Origin of the sequence: Pedobacter sp. SG908, assembly GCF_011759615.1 — a bacterium.
Taxonomy (GTDB): domain Bacteria; phylum Bacteroidota; class Bacteroidia; order Sphingobacteriales; family Sphingobacteriaceae; genus Pedobacter; species Pedobacter riviphilus.
Window position 1 is genome coordinate 377,320 of the sequence record NZ_JAAOYY010000003.1, and the last position, 23,707, is coordinate 401,026.

Genomic DNA, 23,707 nt, shown 5'->3' on the forward strand with positions numbered 1-23,707 from the left:
ACCGAAATCATTAGTAATCGGTGGAATCATACACAATATGAATACCAAAATAGTAAGAAGTAAAAGCGCAGTTAAACAACCAAAAATTAATGTAATTACATTAGGTTGTTCAAAAAACATATACGATTCGGAAGTGTTGATGGGGCAGTTGCGTGGCAACAATTTGAATGTTGTTCACGAATCAGACAAGATGGGCAAAGATGATATCGTGGTAATCAATACCTGCGGTTTTATTGATAATGCTAAACAAGAATCAATTGATACCATTCTACAGTTCAGTGAGCTGAAAGAAGCTGGTAAAATTGGTAAAGTGGTGGTTACAGGCTGCCTTTCTGAACGCTACAAACCTGAACTGGAATCAGAAATTACCAATGTAGATGCCTTTTTTGGCACCAACGATTTACAAAATATTCTGCACGAACTTGGAGCTAATTACAAACATGAACTGATTGGCGAACGTTTACTCACTACCCCATCTCATTTTGCCTATTTCAAAATTGCTGAAGGCTGTAACCGTCCCTGCTCTTTCTGTGCCATCCCTTTAATGCGTGGCAAACACTTGAGCAAACCAATGGAAGAATTGGTTAACGAAGCTAAAATATTGGCCAAAAACGGCACTAAGGAGTTGATTTTAATTGCACAGGACCTTACCTATTATGGTTTAGACCTTTATGGTGTGCGTAAACTCGATGAGTTGATGCGTCGCCTGTCAGATGTTCCTGGAATTGAATGGATCCGTTTGCAGTATGCCTACCCTTCTGGTTTCCCGATGGAAATTTTGGACGCTATGAACGAACGCGACAACATCTGCAAATATCTGGATATGCCATTACAGCACATTACCGATAACATGCTAAAATCGATGCGCCGTGGCACAACCAAACAAAAAACCATCGATTTAGTTAACCAGATTAGGGATAAGGTACCCAACATTGCCATGCGCACCACCCTAATATGCGGATATCCAGGCGAAACAGAACGCGATTTTGAAGAAATGAAGGAATGGGTTGCCGAAACTAAATTCGATCGTTTAGGCTGCTTTACCTATTCGCACGAAGAAAAAACGCACGCACATACTTTAGTTGATGATATTCCGGAAGAAGTTAAGCAACAACGTGTGGATGATATTATGGAAATACAACAAGGCATTTCATTTGATATTAACCAGGAAAAAGTAGGCAAAACCTTCAAAGTACTGGTTGATAAAAAAGAAGGCGATTTCTTTGTAGGCAGAACCGAGTTTGATTCGCCTGAAGTTGATAACGAAGTTTTAATCGACGCTGCAACAGGTTATGCCGCCAATGGAAGTTTTGTTAATGTGAAGATAGACAGGGCTGAAGATTTCGATTTATACGGAACTATAGTTTAAAAAATATAAAAGATAAGAAACCCCAGAAGCAGTGCTTCTGGGGTTTTTGTTTTTATAAACATTAAAATATTCGCTTTTAGCTGTAGCAAATACCGCCGCATCATCGTTTAAAGAATAGAACCAGATATGGAAGCGCTAAACTGGATTAACCAAACGATTGCGGTTAATTGCAATTAAACAGAATATACCTTCCTTAAAAGTATAACTATTCAATAATTTAAACCAAATGAAAAAAATTCTATTTGTTCTCGTACTAATTTTCATCACCAATTTAGGTTGCAAAAAAATAACTAACGGCGGTGGACTATGTGCCTGCTCCCCTATAAATTATGACACAAGCTTGGGGCTGGTGATTAAAAACAGTACAGATGCGGATCTTCTTAATCCTAAAACTACAGGTTTTTTAGACAAAACCCAGATACAACTTTATTCTAAAGATGCCAACAATGTAATTAAACAACTCCATTTTGACATTCGCCAGCCCTTTACCTATACAAATAATTTGAAAATGGATTATTATCAGCTTGTTTCTTCTGAAATAGGCCAACAAGCGAAAAGTATTGATAATACCTTTTATCTTAAACTTGGCGATAAGCTTTATGAGCTTAATTTAAAGGTAAATAACCAGGCAGTAGAAAAATTACTGATCGATAAAAACGATGCACCTAAAGAGCTTCCGAATGCAAACAGTCAGTACCTCAATAGCATCTATACCTTAAAAGTTTAAAGTGTGGTACTTCAGGTATAACTGATTTACATAAAAAATCCCGGTGAGTAAAGTTCATCGGGATTTTTTAGACTTATTTTTTAGATGCAGGTCTGTTTTTAATCTGACTAGGTTTTAACCAAATTTTAGCACCTTTCGAGTTTACATAATATTTTTCATTTTTTGCATTGATATAAACATCAGAACCATCTGGTGCCATTTTACCTTTCCAGGTTTTATCTGCAATTTTCGAACTGCCCTTTACCGCTACTTCAGCAGTTTTATTACCAACCGATTTGGCACCTTTACTAATTGCCTTTCCGGTATGGTCTAGTGCCTTACCAACTTCGCTTTTTTTCTTTTCTTGTGCATTTACACTAAGAGCAACGCCGCCAACTAAGGTCAGCGCTAATAAACCCATTACAAATTTCTTTTTCATAACCGCTAATTTTTATTTAAATGTTAAATTACAACGAGTTAACTGGTAGTTTTGTTTTGCAGGAGTACAATTATTTTTTCGGTGGTTAAACTTTTTGCTGCAGGATCAAAATACTCACTAACCTTCACAAAAAGATAATAGCGAAAAGAAGGGCTACTCCAACCGAAAAGCAAGAAACCTGCATACAATAAATTTAAATTATTTTTTTTAAGCGCAGGGCCAGAGCAGCTATTTAAGCCTGTTCCCGTGCTCCACTATATCCTTTCGCTGCGCTTCAGGGATGCCGCTGCGCCCGGGGCTAAGACATTCGGTAGTGCAGGTAGAACGAAACGTATAATATTTGACAAAATGCGGCTTCTTTTCTTCCACTGCCCCACGTTAAATAAACCTTATTGCAGCGGCTATACTTTTTGGTGCGCCACCTAAAAATACTCACTAACCTTCACAAAAAGATAATAGCGAAAAGAAGGGCTACCCCAACCGAAAAGCAAGAAACCTGCTTACAATAAATTTAAATTATTTTTTTGAAGCGCAGGGCCAGAGCAGCTATTTAAGCCAGTTCCCGTGCTCCACTATATCCTTTCGCTGCGCTTCAGGGATGCCGCTGTGCCCGGGGCTAAGACACTCGGTAGTGCAGGTAGAGCGAAACGTATAATATTTGGCAAAATGTGGCTTCTTTTCTTCCACTGCCCCACCTTAAATAAACCTTATTGCAGCGGCTATACTTTTTGGTGCGCTACCTAAAAATACTCACTAACCTTCACAAAAAGATAATAGCGAAAAGAAGGGCTACCCCAACCGAAAAGCAAGAAACCTGCTTTACAATAAATTTAAATTATTTTTTTGAAATGGATAGCCAATACTTTAAGAGTATGGCCTTAATTTAACTTCTCGGCTAATAATTTCATTTCGATATGCGGCGAACGGTTTTCGTAGATAATGCTATGCACCGCTTTACAAATTGGCATATCTACATTGTATGCCTGGTTTTTAATATGCATACATTTCACAGCATAATATCCCTCGGCAATCATATTCATTTCCAACTGGGCAGATTTTACGGTGTAACCTTTCCCTACCATATTACCAAACGTACGGTTGCGGCTGAACTGCGAATACGCGGTAACCAACAAATCGCCAAGATATGCCGACTCCATAATATCTCTAGTAATAGGATGAACAATATCAACGAAACGTTTAATCTCACGGATGGCATTACTGATCAATACCGCCTGGAAATTATCGCCATAACCTATGCCATGGCAAATGCCACTGGCAACGGCATAAATATTTTTTAAGACTGCTGCATATTCTGTCCCGAAAATATCATCCGAAACATTAGTTTTAATGTAACGGGTATTTAAAAATGAAGCAAATGTTGATGCCTGCTCCACATTGGTACAAGCAATGGTGAGATAAGATAATTTTTCTAACGCTACCTCTTCGGCATGGCAAGGCCCGCTAACCACCAAAATATCGTGATAGGGAATGCCGTATTTTTCGTGCATAAATTCACCGATAATCAGATTATCTTCCGGTACAATACCTTTTATCGCCGAAACAATTTTTTTCCCTTTTAAATCTTCTGGAGTAATAGAAGATAGCGTAGTTTTTAAAAATGCCGCCGGAACGTTTAAAATCACAAAATCGGCAGATTTTATAATAGAATTGATATCAGATGAAATATGGTCATCCTCATCCAATTTAATTTCAACCGAACTGATATAGTTAGGATTATGCCTAAATTTCTTGATATGCTCGATAGCAGTTTCATTGCGCATCCACCAAAAAATTTCCTTTTCAGCTAAATTGTCTGCAAGCATTTTTACAATGGCAGTCGCCCAGCTCCCGCCCCCTATCATTGCTATTTTAGGTACCATGTTTATAAAAAAGGTTTAAGGTAAAGGTGTAAGACCTTATTTTAAAGGTATAAGGCAAAAGGTGTAAGGCTTAAGGTAAAGACTAATGCCCAATACCTTAAACCTTACACCCTAAACCTTAGGAATACACCTTAAACAGCGCAAGTTACTATTTCTTGCGATTAATTATAAACTACTTTTTAGCGTCTTTGTTAAACAACTGGTCTTTAGATGTTTTTTCTACAACCATTCCATCTTTTAATTTGTTTTGGATAGCAGAGTAAGGACCTGTTACAATTTCTTCGCCAGCTTTAACACCAGATTTCACAATAATGAACTGATCATTTTGGATGCCGGTAGTTACCTCTGTTTTTTTAACCTTTTTGGTTTTAGCATCGTAGGCATAAACGTATTGTTTCACCTTTTTATCGGTTAATTTAGTTTTTTGCTTATCGGCATTTGCCTGGTTACCCTGGTTCTGGCTAGCATCGGCAGTTTTTGCATTATCAGTAAATACCGCTTGGATAGGAATAGCCAAACCAGTTAACGATTCACTTTCTATATCAACAGTAGCCGACATTCCTGGTCGGAAAATAGACTGTTGTTTACCCGCTAATTCTTCTGTAATTCTAATTTTTACCGAAAAATTGGTTACCTGATCTACAGAGGTAGATACGGCAGTACCCACTGCTGTTGATGAACTTGCAATTTCGGTTACCTCTCCTCGAAATTTTTTATCAGAAAAGGCATCAACCTCGATAGAAGCTTTATCTCCAACTTTAACGCGGGTAATATCATTTTCGTTAACATCAACATTAACCTCCATTGATGATAGGTTAGAAATACGCATAATTTCTGTACCTGCCATTTGCGAAGTTCCTAAAATACGATCTCCCAGTTCGATTGACAGTTTCGAAACCACACCATCAACTGGTGCATAAATAGTAGTTTTAGCCAGGTTTGCACCAGCTTCTTTAACGTTTGCCCCAGTTTGTTCTAAAGTAAATTTAGCACCTACTACACTCTCTTTCGCACTGGCTAAATTTGCTTTAGCTGTTAAATAGGCCGCTTTAGCTGCATCGAACTCGGATGCAGAGATTACTTTTTTATTAAACAGTTCAACATTACGTTTATAAGTTGCCTCTGCGTTTACAAAGTTCGCCTGGTTCTGTACCAATTGTTGTTGGGCAGAAGCCACACTCGCTTTTTGTGCATTAAAGCTAGCTACCGTTCTTTCATATCCCGATTGTAAAACATCAGGGCGTACTTTACAAAGTAATTGACCAGCTTTAACAATATCGCCCTCTTTTACTTTTAACTCTACTACCTCTCCCGATACCTCAGAGCTTAATTTAACTTCTGTTTCTGGCTGTATCTTACCACTTGCTGTTACTGTTTCTACAACAGTTTTATCTGACGCTTTTTCTGTAGTTACTTTTTCGGTCTTATCACCACCAATAACTCCGGCCAGTTTTAATATCACTAGAAGGGCTACAATAGCAACTACGGTAATAATAATATGCTTCAGTTTCATAATTTATTGTATTTCGTTTGTTTAAAGTTGTAATATTTTAAGGTTAAAATGCTATAAAGTTGAAAGACGTAGTGTTATGTGTAACTAGCTTTCAGCTTTAACCTAAAAAACAATCTGTTTGCCCAAATAATAGTCGATTACTTTGGCACGGAACAGTAAATCGTATTTCGCTAAGATAAAATCTATCTCGGCTTTATTTCTATTGGTTTGTGCTGTACTGTAATCTAAAGAGTTTACCAACCCAACAGCGTAACGCTGCTCGATTACATAAAAAGCGTCTTTTTGTGCCTGAAAAGCGTTTTGAGTAGAAGTATACCTGCTCTGTGCGGCGTTTAAGTCGGCAACAGCCTGGTTGATTACCTTGATCAGGTTATTTTTAGCCAATCGTTCATCAGTGATACGCTGTTGGAATACTATTTTAGCCTTTCTTACATTTGATCTTGCAGTAAAACCATTGAAAATCGGTATTGAAATACCCATATTGACTGATTGAGCAAAGTTATCAGACAATTGAGTAAAAAATGGATGATTCCCAGGTATACTAAACTGGTATTGATAGAAGGATCCTAAGCCTCCTCCAAATGTAACCCTGGGATAATAACTTCCTTTGGCAACATCAATTGCTTTTTCCGCAGCTTTTGTATTCAAATTTGCCAATTTGATATCGGGGAAGGTATTTAAAGCTTGATTATAAATATCAGTAGGAACATAGTTAGATTGAATGTTATTCATTTCACTAACCAACGGTGCCTGAACTTTAAATGTCATAGGAGGTTGAATCTCCATCAATTGCCCTAAAGTTAGATAAGATATAGTTAACTGGTTTTGAGCATTAGTTAAATTAAGCTCGGCCGTTGCCGCTTGTGATTTCGCCTGAGATATATCGGCCAGGGTTTTATTTCCAACGTCCAAAAGTGCTTGTTCCCTTTTTAGGGTAGAGTTGGCTACATCCAATTGTTGTTTTGTCGCTTTAACCTGATCCTCATTATTTAATACCTGCAAATAAGCTGTTACTACCTGCAAAATAAGATCATTTTTTACTTTTTCTACATTGGTTTGATCCGAAGCTAACAATAACTTATTCTGTCTGATCTGATTAAGTTGAGCTCCCCCTCCAAACACAAGCACATTAGTAGATAAACTGGGACTTAAGCTATAATTCTGAGTGTTTAGAAATAAACCTGATGTTACCTGACTTCTTCCCCACCTCATAGATTGATCAATACCTCCACTCACTGTAGGCAACAGCGCATTTTTAGATTGGCGAACGTTTTCTTCACTGAGAGCAGCATTGAAAGCGGCTTGTTTAATATTTAAATTATTTTTTAATGTGTTTTCAACTGCCTGCTGAATGCTGATCACTTCTTGAGCCCTTATTTGCTGACTAAAACTTAATGTCACTAATAACGCAGATCCGGTAATTAACTTCTTCTTGGTAAACATCTTCATAATTTGTTTCAAATCTATATAAACAACTTTAATAATTTCAATCTGTACAGGCATTTAGTAACTTTGCAGCTAAAATGTACCTGATCAAATCACCGCTTCTGCTAAAATGGTATTATCCATCACTATTATGGAATAAATCCCGCACCGAAAAAGTTATTTATTTGACCTTTGACGATGGACCTATACCCAATGTTACAGATTTTGTATTAAAAACTTTAAAAGTCTTTAATGCTAAAGCTACATTTTTTTGCATTGGAGATAATATTGTAAAACACCCCGAAGTTTTTGAACATGTAAAAAACGACGGACATGCTATTGGCAACCATACTTTTAATCATTTAAAAGGCTGGAAAACCGATAATGAAACCTACCTTCAAAATACACTAAAATGCCAGGAGCTTACACAAACCAATCTTTTCCGCCCCCCTTACGGAAGGATTAGAAAAAGTCAGATTAAAAGTCTGAAGTCCAAAGTCCAAAGTCCGAAGTCCGACTCAAGACTTAAGACTATCGACTCAGGACTGAAAATCATAATGTGGGATGTACTCAGCGGCGATTTCGACATTAAGCTCTCTCCCGAAAAATGTTATCAAAACGTGATTAAACATACCGAAAATGGCTCTATAATTGTATTTCACGATAGTTTAAAAGCATTTGATCGTTTAGCATACGCACTTCCTAAGGTTTTAGCCTATTTTACCGAAAAGGGTTTCACTTTCGCTACACTTTAGCCATTGTTATGCCAGAACAGCCTGTGCTTACTTTAGCAAGCTAAAACAAGCTTTAAGTTAGATAACAAATTTTCAGTTGTTCAAAAACGGACAAAACTGTACGGAATCGAACAGTTAACCTAGCTATTAAGATCCTATCACTGATAATTACTTTTTAACTAACAGCAGTACCGATTAACACGATTTTGTAGAGGCCAGTTTTTAGTGCCTTTTCTTAACGCTATGGTTATAAATCCTACCTTGATTTATGGGATTTTATGGCCTTTAATTCCCTTTCTTTTTTGTTGTTTAGAACGATTCCAAATTGTTTAATCACCTGCCTAAATTGCATTTAAGGGTTGTTTTTTGCTATTTTTGTTTTAACCAAAAAACTGTGCCCTATTGGCTCAGTAAAAGCAAATTAATATACAAAAACTTATTCTTTTTTTGTAAAAAGCGGGTGTACATTTGTTGCACAATCTTATAAAAAAGAATAAAATAGCTAAGATGAGTATTTATAACGATTATATCCAGGAGATTGAAGACAGAAAAGCTCAAGGTCTTCATCCCAAACCTATTGATGGAGCAGAATTACTGAGTGAAATCATCGATCAAATCAAAAATGTAAATAATTTTAACAGGGCAGATGCTGTTAATTTTTTCATATACAACACCTTGCCGGGTACTACCGGAGCTGCAGGTGTAAAAGCAGAGTTTTTAAAAGAAATTATTTTAGGCGGAACTATCGTTGCAGAAATCACACCTGATTTTGCTTTCGAACTATTATCGCACATGAAGGGTGGTCCTTCTATCAAAGTTTTGTTAGATATCGCTTTGGCAGATAATGGCGATAAAGCTAAAAAAGCAGCAGACGTTCTTAAAACACAGGTTTACTTGTATGATGCCGATACCGATCGTTTGAAAGATGCTTACAACAATGGCAATGCTATCGCTAAAGAAATATTAGAAAGCTACGCCAAGGCCGAATTCTTTACCAAACTTCCTGAAGTAGCAGAAGAAATTAAAGTAGTAACTTTTATCGCTGGTATTGGTGATATTTCTACTGATTTATTATCTCCAGGAAACCAGGCTCACTCTCGTTCAGATCGCGAATTGCATGGCAAATGTATGATTACGCCAGAGGCACAGGAGGAAATCAAAGCGTTGCAAGCACAACATCCTGATAAAAGTGTAATGTTAGTGGCTGAAAAAGGCACCATGGGTGTAGGTTCTTCACGCATGTCGGGCGTTAACAACGTGGCCCTTTGGACAGGTAAACAATCGAGTCCGTATGTTCCGTTTGTAAATATTGCACCAATTGTTGGTGGTACCAATGGGATCTCGCCAATTTTTTTAACCACAGTTGATGTAACAGGCGGTATTGGTATCGACCTTAAAAACTGGGTAAAGAAAACTGACGAGAACGGTAATGTTGTGCGCAATGAAAACGACGAGCCAATTTTAGAGCAGGTGTTTTCTGTTGAAACCGGAACCGTGCTTACAATCAATACCAGAACTAAAAAATTATATAACGGAAATCAGGAACTGATTGATATTGCGAAAGCATTGACTCCTCAAAAAATGGAGTTTATCAAAGCGGGTGGTTCATACGCCATTGTTTTTGGTAAAAAAATCCAAACATTTGCGGCCAAAACGTTAGGTATTGAAGCTCCTGTAGTATTTGCACCAGCTAAAGAAGTATCTGTTGAAGGCCAAGGTTTAACTGCTGTAGAAAAAATATTTAACAGAAATGCAGTAGGTTTAACACCAGGTAAGGTGCTTCATGCAGGTTCTGATGTGCGCGTAGAAGTAAACATTGTAGGTTCGCAAGATACTACCGGTTTAATGACCGCTCAGGAGTTAGAGGCGATGGCTGCTACAGTTATTTCTCCGATTGTTGATGGCGCTTACCAGTCAGGCTGCCACACGGCATCTGTTTGGGATAAAAAAGCACAGGCAAACATCCCTAAACTAATGAAGTTTATGAATGATTTTGGTGTGATTACTGCCCGCGATCCTAAAGGCGAATACCATTCAATGACCGATGTTATCCACAAGGTATTGAATGACATTACTATTGATGAGTGGGCTATTATCATAGGTGGTGACTCGCACACACGTATGTCAAAAGGAGTGGCTTTCGGTGCCGATTCTGGTACCGTAGCATTAGCATTGGCAACCGGTGAGGCTTCTATGCCAATTCCCGAGTCAGTAAAAGTTACTTTCAAAGGTGAAATGAAACAACACATGGATTTCCGTGATGTGGTTCATGCTACGCAATTGCAAATGCTGCAGCAATTTGATGGTGAAAACGTATTCCAAGGCCGTATTATCGAGGTGCACATCGGCACTTTATTAGCCGACCAGGCCTTTACTTTTACCGACTGGACTGCTGAGATGAAAGCAAAAGCATCGATCTGTATTTCGCAGGACGATACTTTAATTCAATCGCTAGAAATTGCTAAAAACCGTATTCAAATTATGATAGACAAGGGTATGGACAACCATAACCAGGTTTTACAAGGTTTGATCAACAAAGCAAACAAACGTATTGAAGAAATTAAAACCGGTATTAAGCCAGCTTTAATGCCTGATGACAATGCCAAATACTATGCAGAAGTAGTAATTGATCTTGATCTTATTCAAGAGCCAATGATTGCCGATCCGGATGTGAACAACGCCGATGTTTCTAAACGTTATACGCATGATACTATCAGAGACTTAACCTTTTATGGTGGCGATAAAAAAGTAGACCTTGGTTTCGTAGGTTCTTGTATGGTACATAAAGACGATTTAAAAATCGTTTCTCAATTATTGAAAAACGTAGAGAGCCAAACCGGTAAAGTAGAATTTAAAGCACCATTGGTAGTTGCAGCCCCAACTTACAATATTATTGATGAGTTGAAAGCAGAAGGCGACTGGGAGTATTTACAAAAATACTCCGGATTTGAGTTTAGCGACGCGCTACCTAAAAGCACAGCACGTACTGAGTACGAAAACATCATGTATTTAGAACGCCCTGGTTGTAACCTGTGCATGGGTAACCAAGAGAAAGCGGCTAAAGGAGATACTGTAATGGCTACATCAACACGTTTATTCCAGGGCCGTGTAGTGGAAGATAGAGATGGTAAAAAAGGAGAGTCTTTATTGGCATCTACACCAGTAGTGGTTCTTTCTGCTATCTTAGGTCGTATACCGAGCATTGAGGAATACAAAGTAGCAGTAGAAGGCATCAACTTAACCAAGTTTACACCTATTTCTACAAAACAATAAGAAACAAATAAACATATTTTTTGTTAATAAGGCAGGAGGCTATCCGATAATCGGGTAGCCTTTTTATTTACATTAACAATTGAATAGAATGGTTTTAAATAACATAATTTGACAAATCTTAAAAATAAGTCTATTAAAAATTGTTTAATTTAGTTAGCATTGTTATTGACAATAATTTAAAAAAAAATAAAGTATGGCTTTTGATATAGACATGATTAAAAAGGTTTATGCAAACTTTAGCAGCCGCGTTGAAGCTGCACGCAAAATAGTTGGCAGGCCTTTAACATTATCTGAGAAAATATTGTATGCACACCTTTGGGATGGAGATCCTAAAACGGCGTTTAAACGTGGCTCTGACTATGTAGACTTTGCACCAGATCGTGTTGCGATGCAAGATGCAACGGCTCAGATGGCCTTATTGCAGTTTATGCAAGCTGGCCGCCCAAAAGTAGCTGTGCCTTCTACTGTGCATTGCGATCACTTAATTACAGCTAAAGAAGGTGCTGCAATCGATTTACCTCATGCTAAAACAGAAAGTGCCGAAGTTTTTGATTTCTTATCATCTGTTTCGAACAAATATGGTATCGGTTTTTGGAAACCAGGTGCTGGTATTATTCACCAGGTAGTTTTAGAAAATTATGCTTTCCCGGGTGGAATGATGATCGGAACGGACTCGCATACCGTAAATGCAGGTGGTTTGGGAATGGTTGCTATTGGGGTTGGTGGTGCTGATGCCTGCGATGTAATGGCTGGTTTACCTTGGGAGCTTAAATTCCCTAAGTTAATCGGCGTTAAATTAACAGGTAAATTAAACGGCTGGACTGCTGCTAAGGATGTAATTCTTAAAGTTGCGGGTATCCTTACTGTAAAAGGTGGTACCGGTGCAATTGTAGAATATTTTGGTGATGGTGCTGTTAACTTAAGCTGTACGGGTAAAGGTACCATTTGCAATATGGGTGCCGAAATTGGTGCAACTACATCTACTTTCGGTTATGATGAAAGTATGGAACGTTATTTACGTGCTACCGGTAGAAATGAAGTTGCTGATGAAGCAAACAAAATTGCAGCATATTTAACTGGTGATGATGAAGTTTATGCTGATCCGGAAAACTATTTCGATCAGGTTATTGAGATCGATTTAGATACTTTAGAACCATATTTAAACGGTCCATTTACACCAGATTTAGCCACTCCTGTTTCTCAGATGAAAGTTGAGGCAGAGAAAAATGGATGGCCTTTAAAAGTAGAATGGGGCTTAATTGGTTCTTGTACCAACTCTTCTTACGAGGATTTATCAAGAGCAGCTTCTATTGCCAACCAGGCTATTGCAAAAGGTTTAGTAACCAAATCGGCTTTCGGTATCAACCCAGGGTCTGAGCAGGTGCGCTATACTGCAGACCGCGATGGTTTCTTAAAAACTTTCGAAGATTTAGATGCAACCATTTTTACAAATGCTTGCGGGCCATGTATTGGTATGTGGGATCGTACTGGTGCAGAAAAAGCAGAAAAAAACACTATCGTACACTCGTTTAACAGAAATTTTGCTAAACGTGCAGATGGCAATCCCAATACTTTTGCATTCGTAGCGTCGCCAGAAATGGTTGCTGCAATTGCCATTTCTGGTAATTTAGGTTTTAATCCATTAACCGATACATTAACAAACGATAAGGGAGAACAGGTTAAATTAGACCCGCCTACTGGTTTTGAATTACCAACAAAAGGTTTCGCTGTAGACGATGCAGGTTATCAGGCACCGGCTGTTGATGGCTCATCTGTTCAGGTTTTAGTTTCTCCAACTTCGCACCGTTTACAATTACTAGATCCATTTACCCCTTGGGAAGGCACCGACTTAAAAGGTTTAAAACTTTTAATCAAAGCCAAAGGTAAATGTACAACCGATCATATTTCTATGGCTGGTCCATGGTTAAAATTCCGCGGCCACTTAGATAACATTTCTAACAACATGCTTATTGGTGCGGTTAACTACTTTAACGATAAAACAGATAACGTTAAAAATGAATTAACCGGCGAATACGGGCCTGTTCCTGCAACTCAACGCGATTATAAAGCGGCTGGCTTAGGATCTATTGTTGTTGGCGACGAAAACTATGGTGAAGGTTCATCACGTGAACACGCTGCTATGGAGCCCCGCCATTTAGGTGTACGTGCTGTATTGGTAAAATCTTTTGCCCGTATACACGAAACCAATCTTAAAAAACAAGGTATGCTGGCCTTAACTTTCACGGATAAAGATGATTACGATAAAATTTTGGAAGATGACACTATCGATATCCTAGGCTTAACAGAATTTGCTCCAGATAAACCATTAACTTTAGTATTACACCACGCTAATGGCTCACAAGAATCATTTCCTGTTAATCATAGTTATAATGCACAACAAATAGACTGGTTTAAAGCTGGTGGTGCACTAAATATTATTCGGGCTGAGGCAGCAGCCAAGGCAGCTCTTTAAATAGTCATGAGTCTCTAGTCCTAAGTCTAGAGTTTAAAATATCAATCCCGTTTTGTTAAATCAGAACGGGATTTTTTTTTATAGCAAAAACCCGTTATTGCAATGATAATTCCTCAAGGGGGATCCATACTATAATTTAAGATCAACCACTTCATTTTTTTGGAAAGCAATTGCAGTAGTTCTTAGGACGAGGCTAGTCCCGCTAATGCTGCTGCTGGTTGAAAAAACCAGCATTCGCGTATATCGGGTTTAGATGGCAGAGACAGGAACACTATAAGGGAAGATTTCGCCTTACTTGTAGTAAAAGAACCTTCTAGCCCCGGGCGCAGCGGCATCCCTGAAGCGTAGCGAAAGGATACAGCGAAGCACGGGAACGAGCCTTAATAGTTACCCCTGTCACTGCGCTTCAAAATGAAACAATGAATAATTGTCCTATTTTCTTGGAAAGCAATTGCAATAGTTCTTAGGTTTGGGCTAGTCCCGCTAATGCTGCTGGTTGAAAAAACCAGCATTCGCGTATATCGGGTTTAGATGGCAAAGACAGGAACGTTTTTCACCTAAAAAGTACTTTACCAATAGGCGGCTGCTTGAGCACTATGAGGGAAGACTTTGCCTTACTTGCGGTAAAATGACTTTATAGCCCCGGGCGCAGCGGCATCCCTGAAGCGCAGCGAAAGGATACAGCGAAGCACGGGAACGAGCCTTAATAGTTGCCCCTGTCACTGCGCTTCAAAATGAAACAATGAATAATTGTCCTATTTTCTTGGAAAGCAATTGCAATAGTTCTTAGGTTTGGGTTAGCCCCGCTAATGCTGCTGCTGGTTGAAAAAACCAGCATTCGCGTATATCGGGTTTAGATGGCAGAGACAGGAACGTTTTTCACCTAAAAAGTACTTTACCAATAGGCGGCTGCTTGAGCACTATGAGGGAAGACTTTGCCTTACTTGCGGTAAAATGACTTTATAGCCCCGGGCGCAGCGGCATCCCTGAAGCGCAGCGTAAGGATACAGCGAAGCACGGGAACAAATTTTAATAGCTGCCTCTGGCCCTGCGCTTCAAAATGAAACAATGAATAATTGACCTATTTTCTTGGAAAGCAATTGCAATAGTTCTTAGGCTTGGATTAGCCCACTAATGCCGCTGCTGATTAGAAAAAAACAACACTTGCGTATATCCGGTTTAGAGCAATAAGTCTGTTCAAAAATTATTCAAACTCATAACCACAATCATAACAATGATGGCATTTATTGGCCTTAATTGGAGTACTTAGTGTTAAAAAGGCAAGTATAGTTGCCCAAATACTATATTTTTTATCGGTAGCCATTCCATAACCTACATTTGTAGATCCACATTGTGCACAAACCGTTTTATCATCACCTGATTCTTCTTCGTCGATAATTTCCTCTGATGGATCAAAGTTCAAACTATTGTCTTCAACCAATAAAGCATTAATGGCTTCTACATCTCTTTCAAAAACAATGAGTTTTACACCTCCAATGGCCTGATTGTAAAGTGGGTTTAAGGTTGCAACATTTTCATCTGCCAGGAAACAGGCAAACCCACTATCTTCCAATTTAGCTTTAATAATATTGGCCTCCATCGGATTGTAATAGGTGCTGTAAACTACTGTTCTATCATTCATCAACCAAACTTAAGAATTTGTTTAGTATTGAAAGAGAAAACAGCGGTATATAAACTAACTTTTCAGGAAGTTTTGCCACCAATAGCCCGAATCTTTAATGCTACGTTCCTGAGTTTTGAAATCGTTATAAATCAGTCCAAACCTTGCCGTAAAACCCTCTGCCCATTCAAAATTATCCATTAATGTCCAAGCCATGTAGCCTGTTATATTTATGCCTTCCCTTTTGAGTTTTAGCAGTGCATTTAAATAAAGCTTAAAATATTCAATACGTTCAGGGTCTTCTACTTTGCCATTGATCAGTTTATCATGATAAGCAGCACCATTCTCTGTGATCAGGATATTTTTGATATTTGGATAAGTGGCAAACTGTTTAACAATATTATAAAAACTATCTGCATTTACCTCCCAGCCCATTGCAGTATGTGGCTTTTTTCTGCTTTTGGCTTTAACTTCCCAGGCCTGGACCACTGGAATAAAAGCATTGTATTTCACCGTCAACGGAAAATAATTTTGAAGACCGATAAAATCAAAGTCGAATTTCATTCTTTCTTGCAATCGCCAGGTACCATACTCGATCTGAAATTTCTCCAGCACATCCCAATCGGCTGTAGGAAAGCCCATGCCTAGTGTAGGTTCTATAAACAGGCGGTTCATGAGGCAATCTACACGTTTAGCGATAAGGATATCACTGTCACCTTGTGTATTCGGGATCACTTCCGAACAGGAAAAAGTAGTGCCAATGTTGGCCTTACCAATTTCGGCACGCAAAATCTTTCCACCATCTGCCTGGGCCAGTGCAGTATGCAGCACGGCAGAAAAGAAATTACTCAACCCAGTTTTCCCCGGGGCATGAACCCCAAGCATATAACCTAAAGAAGTATAACCGAAAGGCTCATTCAAAACAATCCAATTTTTTACCTTATCGCCATACTCTAAAGCACAGATGCTTACAAAAGCATTAAAGGCAGCGTTAATGCTAAAACTTGTCCAGCCGCCCTCATCTTCTAACGCCTGTGGCAAATCCCAATGATAAAGTGTAACGTAGGGAGTTATTCCATGGGTTAAACATTCATCAATGAGGTTATGATAAAAACGGATACCTTCCTGATTAATGTCTCCCCTACCTGCGGGTAAAATCCGCGACCAGGCAATCGAGAATCTAAAAACTTTAAAACCCAGCAGTTTAACTAAAGCTATATCTTCGGTATAACGGTGGTAAAAATCGCAGGCAGGATCTAATTTGTGATTCTTTTTTATTTTTCCATTTTTTGATGTAAATGTATCCCAAATAGAAGGGCCTTTACCATATTGGGTGGCTGTACCTTCTATTTGAGCAGCAGCAGTAGCCACACCCCATAAAAAATTTTGGCCAAAATCACTTGCATTAATCATTCGTTATCAATTAATTGCCATAAGTTGCGAGTTTAATATTAATAAATCGTTAATAAAGAACAGAAAAGACTTTTCGGAAACAATTAATCAGCAGTACGCCTAATGGACCTACGGTGCCTTAACCACAGCTGTATCTTGCGCTATCATTGGCACCTTATAATTTCCGGTATCCAAACTTACTTTAGGCAATATTCTTTTTATACTGGCTAAATCTGCTTTACCTATGCCGGTTTGATATACATACAGAAATTTTAAATTTTTCAGTTTCTTTAATTGATTAATCCCTTTTACCGTAATTTTTGTCCCAACTAAACTCAATGATTGTAACTGTTCTAAATCTTTAAGCGATGCCAAACCTGCATCCGTTATGTTAGTATTATTTAGATTTAACCTGGTTAAGTTTTTGCAACCTTTTATTGCAGTTAAAGTTTGATCGTTTACTTTATTGTTTTCTAGCTTTAGCCAAAGAAGTTGTTTTTCGATTGATTTTATCAGATCCAAAACATCTTTCCCCATCGATTGTGCATTGACAAAATTGGCTGAAAGATAGTTGGTGTTCTGGGCAACAGGAAATACGGTAATTCCTGCATCGGTAAACTTTTTTAATATTTTAATATCAACTACCGAAACCTCTTGCGCCGGAATATCGCTGGCTTTGATTTGTCCGGTCTCACTTTCGCCTTTTTGTAAACTGGCTAAAATTGCTTTTATATTTTCTGGTTGAGGAATATCTTTAAATTTCTTCCTAAAATCGGCACCATTATCTATCCACCATTTTAACAGGGCAATCTCATTGGTAGTAAGTTGAGGCTTTTCTTTAGGCGCCATATGGTCTTCATCATTCAGTGGCAGTAAAATCCGCTTCATCAGCTCACTATCTTCTGCTTTACCCTTTACAACAGTGTGCCCATCTTCCCCACCTTTTAAAATATATTCTTCTTGGTCTAACCTTAGCTTACCTTTCTGCTTTTCGCTGCCATGGCAACTATAACATCTATTCTGAAAGAGTGGTTGAATGGCATTTTGATAAATAAAGGCTTCTTGCACATTGGGAATTGGTGGAATAGCTGCACCACCTTTTGTACTGCCCGATTTTAATGGCGCAGTTAAATAATCAGAACCATGGGTTAAAGAGCCCCCCAGGTGTCCTGTTATGGAAATGAGGACGATAAGAACTATAGCAATTGTGCCCAATATTGCATTCGATTTAACCTTTTGATAAATAATCCACAATATAAAAGATAACACAGCTACACTAATGCCCATCCATTGGTGATTGCTAACGAGTTTCCCATCATAATCGCCTCCGTTGGCCAATAAATAACCAGTAATGCAGGATATTACAGCGCTCAACGCACCCAAAAGTAGCATGATAGGAATGGCTGGCTTTAAGTTGATAAACTTTGCAGCAAATGATAAAAGAATACAAATACAGCCAAGTAACAAAATCCCAATAGGAAGGTGGACAAAAACAGGGTGAAAGCGGCCAAAAAATTCTAACATCTTATTGATATCTCTTTCTTAATAAATTCATCATGTAAACATTTATTGCCCATTGATCGGCAAGGGGCTGGCGCGTATAAGGCAGGGTAGGCATATAATCTGCTGGACCAAATTCGGTAAGAATGGTCATACGTTCGCCGTTTTTCTTTTTGCGTGCTATAATTTTATCCCACCAGCCCAGGTGTGCTTCTACCACTTTCGCCCATTCTGGAGCCCGTGGATCGTTTACCTGTGGCCCTTCGGGGTGCCCAACGCGCGAGTGAATATGTTCTGCCTTCTCTAAAATAAAATCGATGGTTTGCTTCTGATCAGACAATAAACTTTCATGCACATTACACCAATGTGAAATATCTAAAGTAAATTTTAATTCAGGATTTTTCTCCGCAAAATTTTTGGCAACATGCGCTGCAAACATCATACGGCTACGGTGTGTTTCGTGATAAATCGGTATGCCCGACGATTTGCTCTTGGCCGTTGCGTAATCGATAATCTGTTTATTCTCTTCGTAAGTGAAATAATCTTTTCCAGAATGGCAGTTGATGTAAATGGGTTTTTGATAAGTATTGGCACAAATAGCATCTAAACTTTTTTTGAAAGAAGCTAAGTGCTCAGTTATGTTCGACTGCGATCCGGCGCATAAAAACCCAATTTCTAGTTTATATTTCTTAACCGCATCAAAAAGCTCTTTTATCGCTTTATCTTCACCTGGCCACCATACTTCAATACCTTCATACCCTTCTTTTTTTGCTGCTGCACAAAATTCATCTCTTGTACCTCCAAAACCCCAATCGGTTTGCATAAATAATAATTCGTATCCTGCTTTAGCTTTTATATCCTTAACGGGGATAGCGTTGATATTTTGTATTGGAGCTAACATTGAAGCCGCCGTTACAACCGCTGTATTTTGTAAGAATTTTCTTCTTGTTTGGTTCATTGGTTTAATAGTTCATTGGTTCACTTGTCGTTAGTTGATTGGTTCATAGTTCACATCCAATTGCTTATTGAACTTTGACTATTGGTAATTCTTCTATTGTTATCGCTTTAAGCCACAATCTCTGATATCACCTTACCTGCCACATCAGTTAACCTAAACGGCCGCCCTTGGAAAGGATAGGTAAATTGTTCATGATCAAAGCCCAACTGGTTTAAAATAGTGGCTTGAATATCGAAAGCATCAACTTTTCCACTCACAGCACTGTATCCAATTTCGTCTGTTTCGCCGTGTGTGAATCCTTTTTTCACACCTCCACCAGCCATCCATATGGTAAATGCTTCTGTATGATGATCTCTGCCTTTAAATGGATTCTGAATACCATTTCTGTTTTCCATCATGGGAGTACGTCCGAATTCGCCACCCCAAACCACCAGGGTTTCTTCTAATAAACCGCGTTGTTTTAAATCGAGTAATAAAGCTGTAATTGGTCTGTCAATGGCCCTGCATTTATTCTTCAGTCCAATGTTAAGTGAATTGTTTGGATTATCACCGTGCGCATCCCATCCCCAATCGAATAATTGAATATAACGTACACCTTTTTCAACCAGTTTTCTTGCAAGCAGTACGTTATTGGCAAAACAGGCTTTACCGGGTTGTGTGCCATACATTTCATGAATGTAGGCAGGCTCATCATTAATATTCATCACTTCTGGTGCCGATATCTGCATGCGGTAGGCCATTTCATATTGGGCTATCCGCGATAAAATCTCAGGATCGTTATACTCTTGATATTGTTGCTCGTTGGCCTTATTAATGGCTTCGATAGACGCTTTTCTTAAATCCCTGTTCATCCCATCCGGATCTTTTATAAACAGCACCGGGTCTCCCTCACTTCTACATTGTACACCTTGATAAACAGATGGTAAGAAACCACTCCCCCAAACACTCTTTCCGGCATCAGGAAAACTACCGCCACTGGTGAGCACTACATATCCCGGTAAATTTTGGTTTTCTGATCCCAAACCATAGGTTACCCAACTTCCCATACTCGGTCTGCCCAAACGCGGTGAACCTGTATGCACCAACAACTGCGCAGGAGCATGGTTAAATTGATCTGTTTTTACAGCTTTCAAAAAGCTTACCTCATCTACCATGGTAGAAAAGTGTGGTAAATTATCACTCACCAAGGCGCCTGATTGTCCATATTTAGCGAAATTGGCCTGTGGACCCAGCATTTTAGGTACTCCTGTTATAAAAGCAAATTTTTTCCCAGCGAGCAACGATGGAGGGCAATCCTGACCGTCCATTTTCATTAACTCCGGTTTAAAATCAAACAATTCTAATTGAGATGGAGCACCTGCCATGTGCAGATAAATTACGCTTCGGGCCTTACCCACAAGTGGTGGGGATTTTGGTAGTAATGGATGTGCAGGATCATAAGCGATTTTGGTTTGTGGACTTGAAAAAAGATTACAGCTACCCAATAACGAACCCATTGCCAAAGCACCCAAACCCATCGCACTTTCTTTTAAAAAATGGCGTCGTGAGTGCAGGCGTGCATTTGCTTCGTGTGCCTCTTTAATCAACCGATGTGCATTTAATTCGTCTCTCGTCATAACCTGATCAGATTAATTTTTAGTAACTACTTCATCCAGATTAAGCATGGCATTGGCCACTAACACCATTGCTGCCTCTTCTGGCTTATATTTCTTCTGTTTATCGCCCATAAATGCTGATACACTTGCCGAATTTTTTCTAAACTCATCAAAAGCCTTGACATACAGGTCTTCGAATACTTTTAATCTGTTTTGAGGGATCGTTTTATATAAGATCAATTCATAACCCTTTGCTATTTTCGATTTGCTGTTATTTCCACCTATTTTATCCATACGTACCGCCAGTTTTCTGGCTAAATCGATATAAACACTATCATTTAAGGTTACCAGGGCCTGCAATGGGGTATTAGTTCGGATACGGCGCGGGCTGCAAACCACCCGCGATGCACCATCGAAAGCAATAGCTGATGGATATGGCGCTGTTCTTTTCCAATAGGTATAAATTCCCCTGCGGTATTGTTCTTCTCCACTACCTAGCACCCACTTGGCTCCGTTATAAGGTGAAAACCAAATTCCTTCAGGTTGCCAAGGCATTACCGGTGGTCCGTACATTTTACTACTTAATACACCACAAACTGCAAGACTCTGATCTCTTATTTGTTCTGCGCTTAATCTAACCCGCGAGCCCCTGGCGTAAAACTTATTAAACAGATCTTTTTCTTTCAGTTCTTCTGTTACCTTACTGTCTTGCCTGTAAGTAGCCATCATTACCAGTTCCTTTAACATTTTTTTAACGCTCCAGTTGTATTTGTACATAAACTGATAAGCCATAAAATCTAAAAGTTCCTGGTGGGTAGGCGCCATTCCCTGGGTTCCCATGTCTTCTAAAGTTTCTACCAATCCTGCTCCGTACAATTGTTCCCATAGTCTGTTTACCATTGTTCTCGATACGAGCGGGTTTCTTTTATCAGTAAGCCACATGGCTAAACCCATCCTGTTATCAGGTGCATTTTTAGGCATGGCAAAAGCTAAAGAATTAGGTACACCAACTTTAACTTCTTTGCCCTTCGAAGTCCACGCACCACGCTCAAACACATAGTTTTTGCGCTGCATGCTCAATGGATTTTCGATCATAATCGGCGTTGTTGGCACCTTTGCGTTCATTAAATCAGTAAATCTTTTTTTATTGGCCAAATATTCTGGTTTGCCTTTTCCAGGAAACTGTCTGGTAAAATAAAACCAATCGAAGTACACCATAAATTCATCAGGATTTTTTACCGAAGGGTTGGTGTATTTTAAATACACATCTTTTAAGCCACTTTGTTTAGGGAAATCGATCTCTACGTTTTGATAACCCTGTGTTTGAGCAAGTTTCCATGATTTGATTATGGGTCCGTTTGGCGAACTCAGATGTAAACTCATTGTACCATTTGGCTGGCTGCAGTTATAACGCATAATCAATTGATCTACATTTTCGAGGCTTACAGATTTTAACCTTGCAGACGAGCTATTTTTAAAATACAGCGCAATGTTATTGTTGCCAATTACCGAATTAACCAGCTCATCAGCCGTGGTAGAGTTTATTGTAGGCTCACCAGTTTTTAAAAACAAGCTTACCTGATCGGCTCTTTCTTTACCCGCAACAGTTTTAACCCAGCTGGTTAAATGATTAAGCTCGTTTTTAAGGCTATCGTTAAAATCTTTAAATAATGGGTATTCTGCGGAAACATCTTCATCCCTCGTATTGTTAAAATACGACATGAATTTATAATATTCATCATGTTTAAAGGGATCGTATGGATGACTGTGGCACTGTACGCAAGAAAAAGTTGTACTCATTAGCCCTTCCCAGGTGGCATTTACACGATCTAAAACCGCCGCCGTTCTAAACTCTTCATTGTTGGTACCACCCTCATCGTTGGTTGGCGTATTCCTGCTAAAAGCGGTGGCAATATATTGGGCATCGGTTGGATTGGGAAATAAATCTCCGGCAATCTGATCGGTAATAAATCGATCATATGGCATATCATGGTTAAAGGCCTTAATCACCCAGTCGCGATAGCTCCAGATATTTCGGTTAGGATCACTTTCGTAACCTTTAGTATCAGCATAACGCGCTATATCCAGCCACATCGATGCCCAGCGCTCGCCAAATTTAGGCGAAGCCAGCAAGCTATCAACCAACACATTGTAGGCTGCCTGTTCATCTTTATTGTTCAAATAAAATTTGGCCAGTTTATCTGATGGGTAAGTACCGATCAAATCTAAACTTACCCTCCTCAACAAGGTAGCCCTATCGGCAGTTTTAGAGGGCTCCAGTTTATTTTCTTCAAGCTTTGCAAAAATAAATTTATCCAGATCGTTGCGCACCCAATTATTATCTACATCTGGCAATTCAGTCGGTTTTACACTAACATAAGCCCAGTGGTTACCCCATTTTGCACCTTGTTTTATCCAACTGCTAAGAATATCAATTTCATCATTATTTAAAGCGGGGTGCTTATAAGGCATTCTTTCTTCAGGATCGTTAGATTTTAGGCGTTTAATAAACTCGCTATCCTCCGGATTACCAGGAATGATGGCTGGTTTACCACTTTTGGTTTTAGCTAAGGCTTCTTCTCTGAATAATACACTAAAGCCACCTTGTTGCTTAACACCGCCATGGCATGAAATGCATTTTTTATTTAAAATGGGTTTAACCTGTGCGTTAAAATCAATCTGTTTCTCCGAAGAAAAAAGTGAAAAGGCAATTAAGGCGATTGCCACCAGCACAAAGCCAGAGGCAAATAGTATTTTCTTGTTCAATAACATTTGGTTAAAAATAAACTTATGCTAATTTTTAGCGGTTTTGTATTTATATACAAAGTT

15 protein-coding genes are annotated in these 23,707 nt (G+C 38.9%); 5 read left to right on the top strand and 10 right to left on the bottom strand.

Annotation, left to right across the window (positions count from 1 at the left end):
* Window positions 1-37 precede the first annotated feature (37 nt).
* Window positions 38-1,369, top strand: a complete 1,332-nt coding sequence (gene rimO / locus FHT21_RS22245) for a 30S ribosomal protein S12 methylthiotransferase RimO (RefSeq protein WP_167296929.1) — start codon at window positions 38-40, stop codon at window positions 1,367-1,369.
* A 226-nt stretch (window positions 1,370-1,595) separates the two neighbouring features.
* Window positions 1,596-2,096, top strand: coding sequence for a hypothetical protein (locus FHT21_RS22250; protein WP_167296930.1), 501 nt, complete (start codon window positions 1,596-1,598; stop codon window positions 2,094-2,096).
* 73 nt (window positions 2,097-2,169) lie between these two features.
* On the opposite strand, the gene FHT21_RS22255 is transcribed toward FHT21_RS22250, so the two are convergent.
* The 4 genes from FHT21_RS22255 to FHT21_RS22270 all read right to left on the bottom strand — a co-directional run bounded on the left by FHT21_RS22255 (window position 2,170) and on the right by FHT21_RS22270 (window position 7,410).
* The gene (locus FHT21_RS22255) at window positions 2,170-2,514 is read right to left on the bottom strand and encodes a hypothetical protein (protein ID WP_167296931.1); all 345 of its coding nucleotides are present in this window, start codon (window positions 2,512-2,514) and stop codon (window positions 2,170-2,172) included.
* 878 nt (window positions 2,515-3,392) lie between these two features.
* Window positions 3,393-4,394, bottom strand: coding sequence for an NAD(P)H-dependent glycerol-3-phosphate dehydrogenase (locus tag FHT21_RS22260; RefSeq protein ID WP_243854076.1), 1,002 nt, complete (start codon window positions 4,392-4,394; stop codon window positions 3,393-3,395).
* Between the two features lie 172 nt (window positions 4,395-4,566).
* Window positions 4,567-5,907, bottom strand: coding sequence for an efflux RND transporter periplasmic adaptor subunit (locus FHT21_RS22265; protein WP_167296932.1), 1,341 nt, complete (start codon window positions 5,905-5,907; stop codon window positions 4,567-4,569).
* 102 nt (window positions 5,908-6,009) lie between these two features.
* Window positions 6,010-7,410, bottom strand: a complete 1,401-nt coding sequence (locus FHT21_RS22270; protein WP_243854077.1) for a TolC family protein — start codon at window positions 7,408-7,410, stop codon at window positions 6,010-6,012.
* Window positions 7,411-7,430: 20 nt separating this feature from the next.
* On the opposite strand from FHT21_RS22270, the gene FHT21_RS22275 reads away from it, so the two are divergent.
* The 3 genes from FHT21_RS22275 (at window position 7,431) to FHT21_RS22285 (ending at window position 13,812) form a co-directional block, all read left to right on the top strand.
* Window positions 7,431-8,087 (top strand): polysaccharide deacetylase family protein, encoded by a 657-nt coding sequence (locus FHT21_RS22275; RefSeq protein WP_167296933.1) that lies wholly within the window; start codon window positions 7,431-7,433, stop codon window positions 8,085-8,087.
* Window positions 8,088-8,573: 486 nt separating this feature from the next.
* Window positions 8,574-11,339 carry a bifunctional aconitate hydratase 2/2-methylisocitrate dehydratase gene (locus FHT21_RS22280; protein ID WP_167296934.1) on the top strand — a complete coding sequence of 922 codons (2,766 nt, stop codon included), beginning with the start codon at window positions 8,574-8,576 and terminating at the stop codon, window positions 11,337-11,339.
* A 193-nt stretch (window positions 11,340-11,532) separates the two neighbouring features.
* Entirely contained in the window at window positions 11,533-13,812 is a 2,280-nt protein-coding gene (locus tag FHT21_RS22285) for an aconitate hydratase (RefSeq protein WP_167296935.1), read from the top strand.
* Window positions 13,813-15,016: 1,204 nt separating this feature from the next.
* Here FHT21_RS22285 and FHT21_RS22290 read toward each other — a convergent pair.
* The 6 genes from FHT21_RS22290 to FHT21_RS22315 all read right to left on the bottom strand — a co-directional run bounded on the left by FHT21_RS22290 (window position 15,017) and on the right by FHT21_RS22315 (window position 23,650).
* Window positions 15,017-15,454 carry a DUF2007 domain-containing protein gene (locus FHT21_RS22290; protein ID WP_167296936.1) on the bottom strand — a complete coding sequence of 146 codons (438 nt, stop codon included), beginning with the start codon at window positions 15,452-15,454 and terminating at the stop codon, window positions 15,017-15,019.
* A 54-nt stretch (window positions 15,455-15,508) separates the two neighbouring features.
* Complete coding sequence (locus tag FHT21_RS22295) at window positions 15,509-16,846, bottom strand: GH1 family beta-glucosidase (protein ID WP_167296937.1); 1,338 nt, start codon at window positions 16,844-16,846, stop codon at window positions 15,509-15,511.
* Window positions 16,847-16,954: 108 nt separating this feature from the next.
* On the bottom strand, window positions 16,955-18,349 hold the full coding sequence (locus FHT21_RS22300) for a c-type cytochrome domain-containing protein (protein WP_167296938.1): 1,395 nt from the start codon (window positions 18,347-18,349) through the stop codon (window positions 16,955-16,957).
* Window position 18,350: 1 nt separating this feature from the next.
* Entirely contained in the window at window positions 18,351-19,283 is a 933-nt protein-coding gene (locus FHT21_RS22305) for a sugar phosphate isomerase/epimerase (RefSeq protein ID WP_208399015.1), read from the bottom strand.
* Between the two features lie 107 nt (window positions 19,284-19,390).
* Complete coding sequence (locus tag FHT21_RS22310; RefSeq protein ID WP_167296939.1) at window positions 19,391-20,899, bottom strand: DUF1501 domain-containing protein; 1,509 nt, start codon at window positions 20,897-20,899, stop codon at window positions 19,391-19,393.
* Between the two features lie 12 nt (window positions 20,900-20,911).
* Entirely contained in the window at window positions 20,912-23,650 is a 2,739-nt protein-coding gene (locus FHT21_RS22315; RefSeq protein ID WP_167296940.1) for a DUF1553 domain-containing protein, read from the bottom strand.
* Window positions 23,651-23,707: the final 57 nt, after the last annotated feature.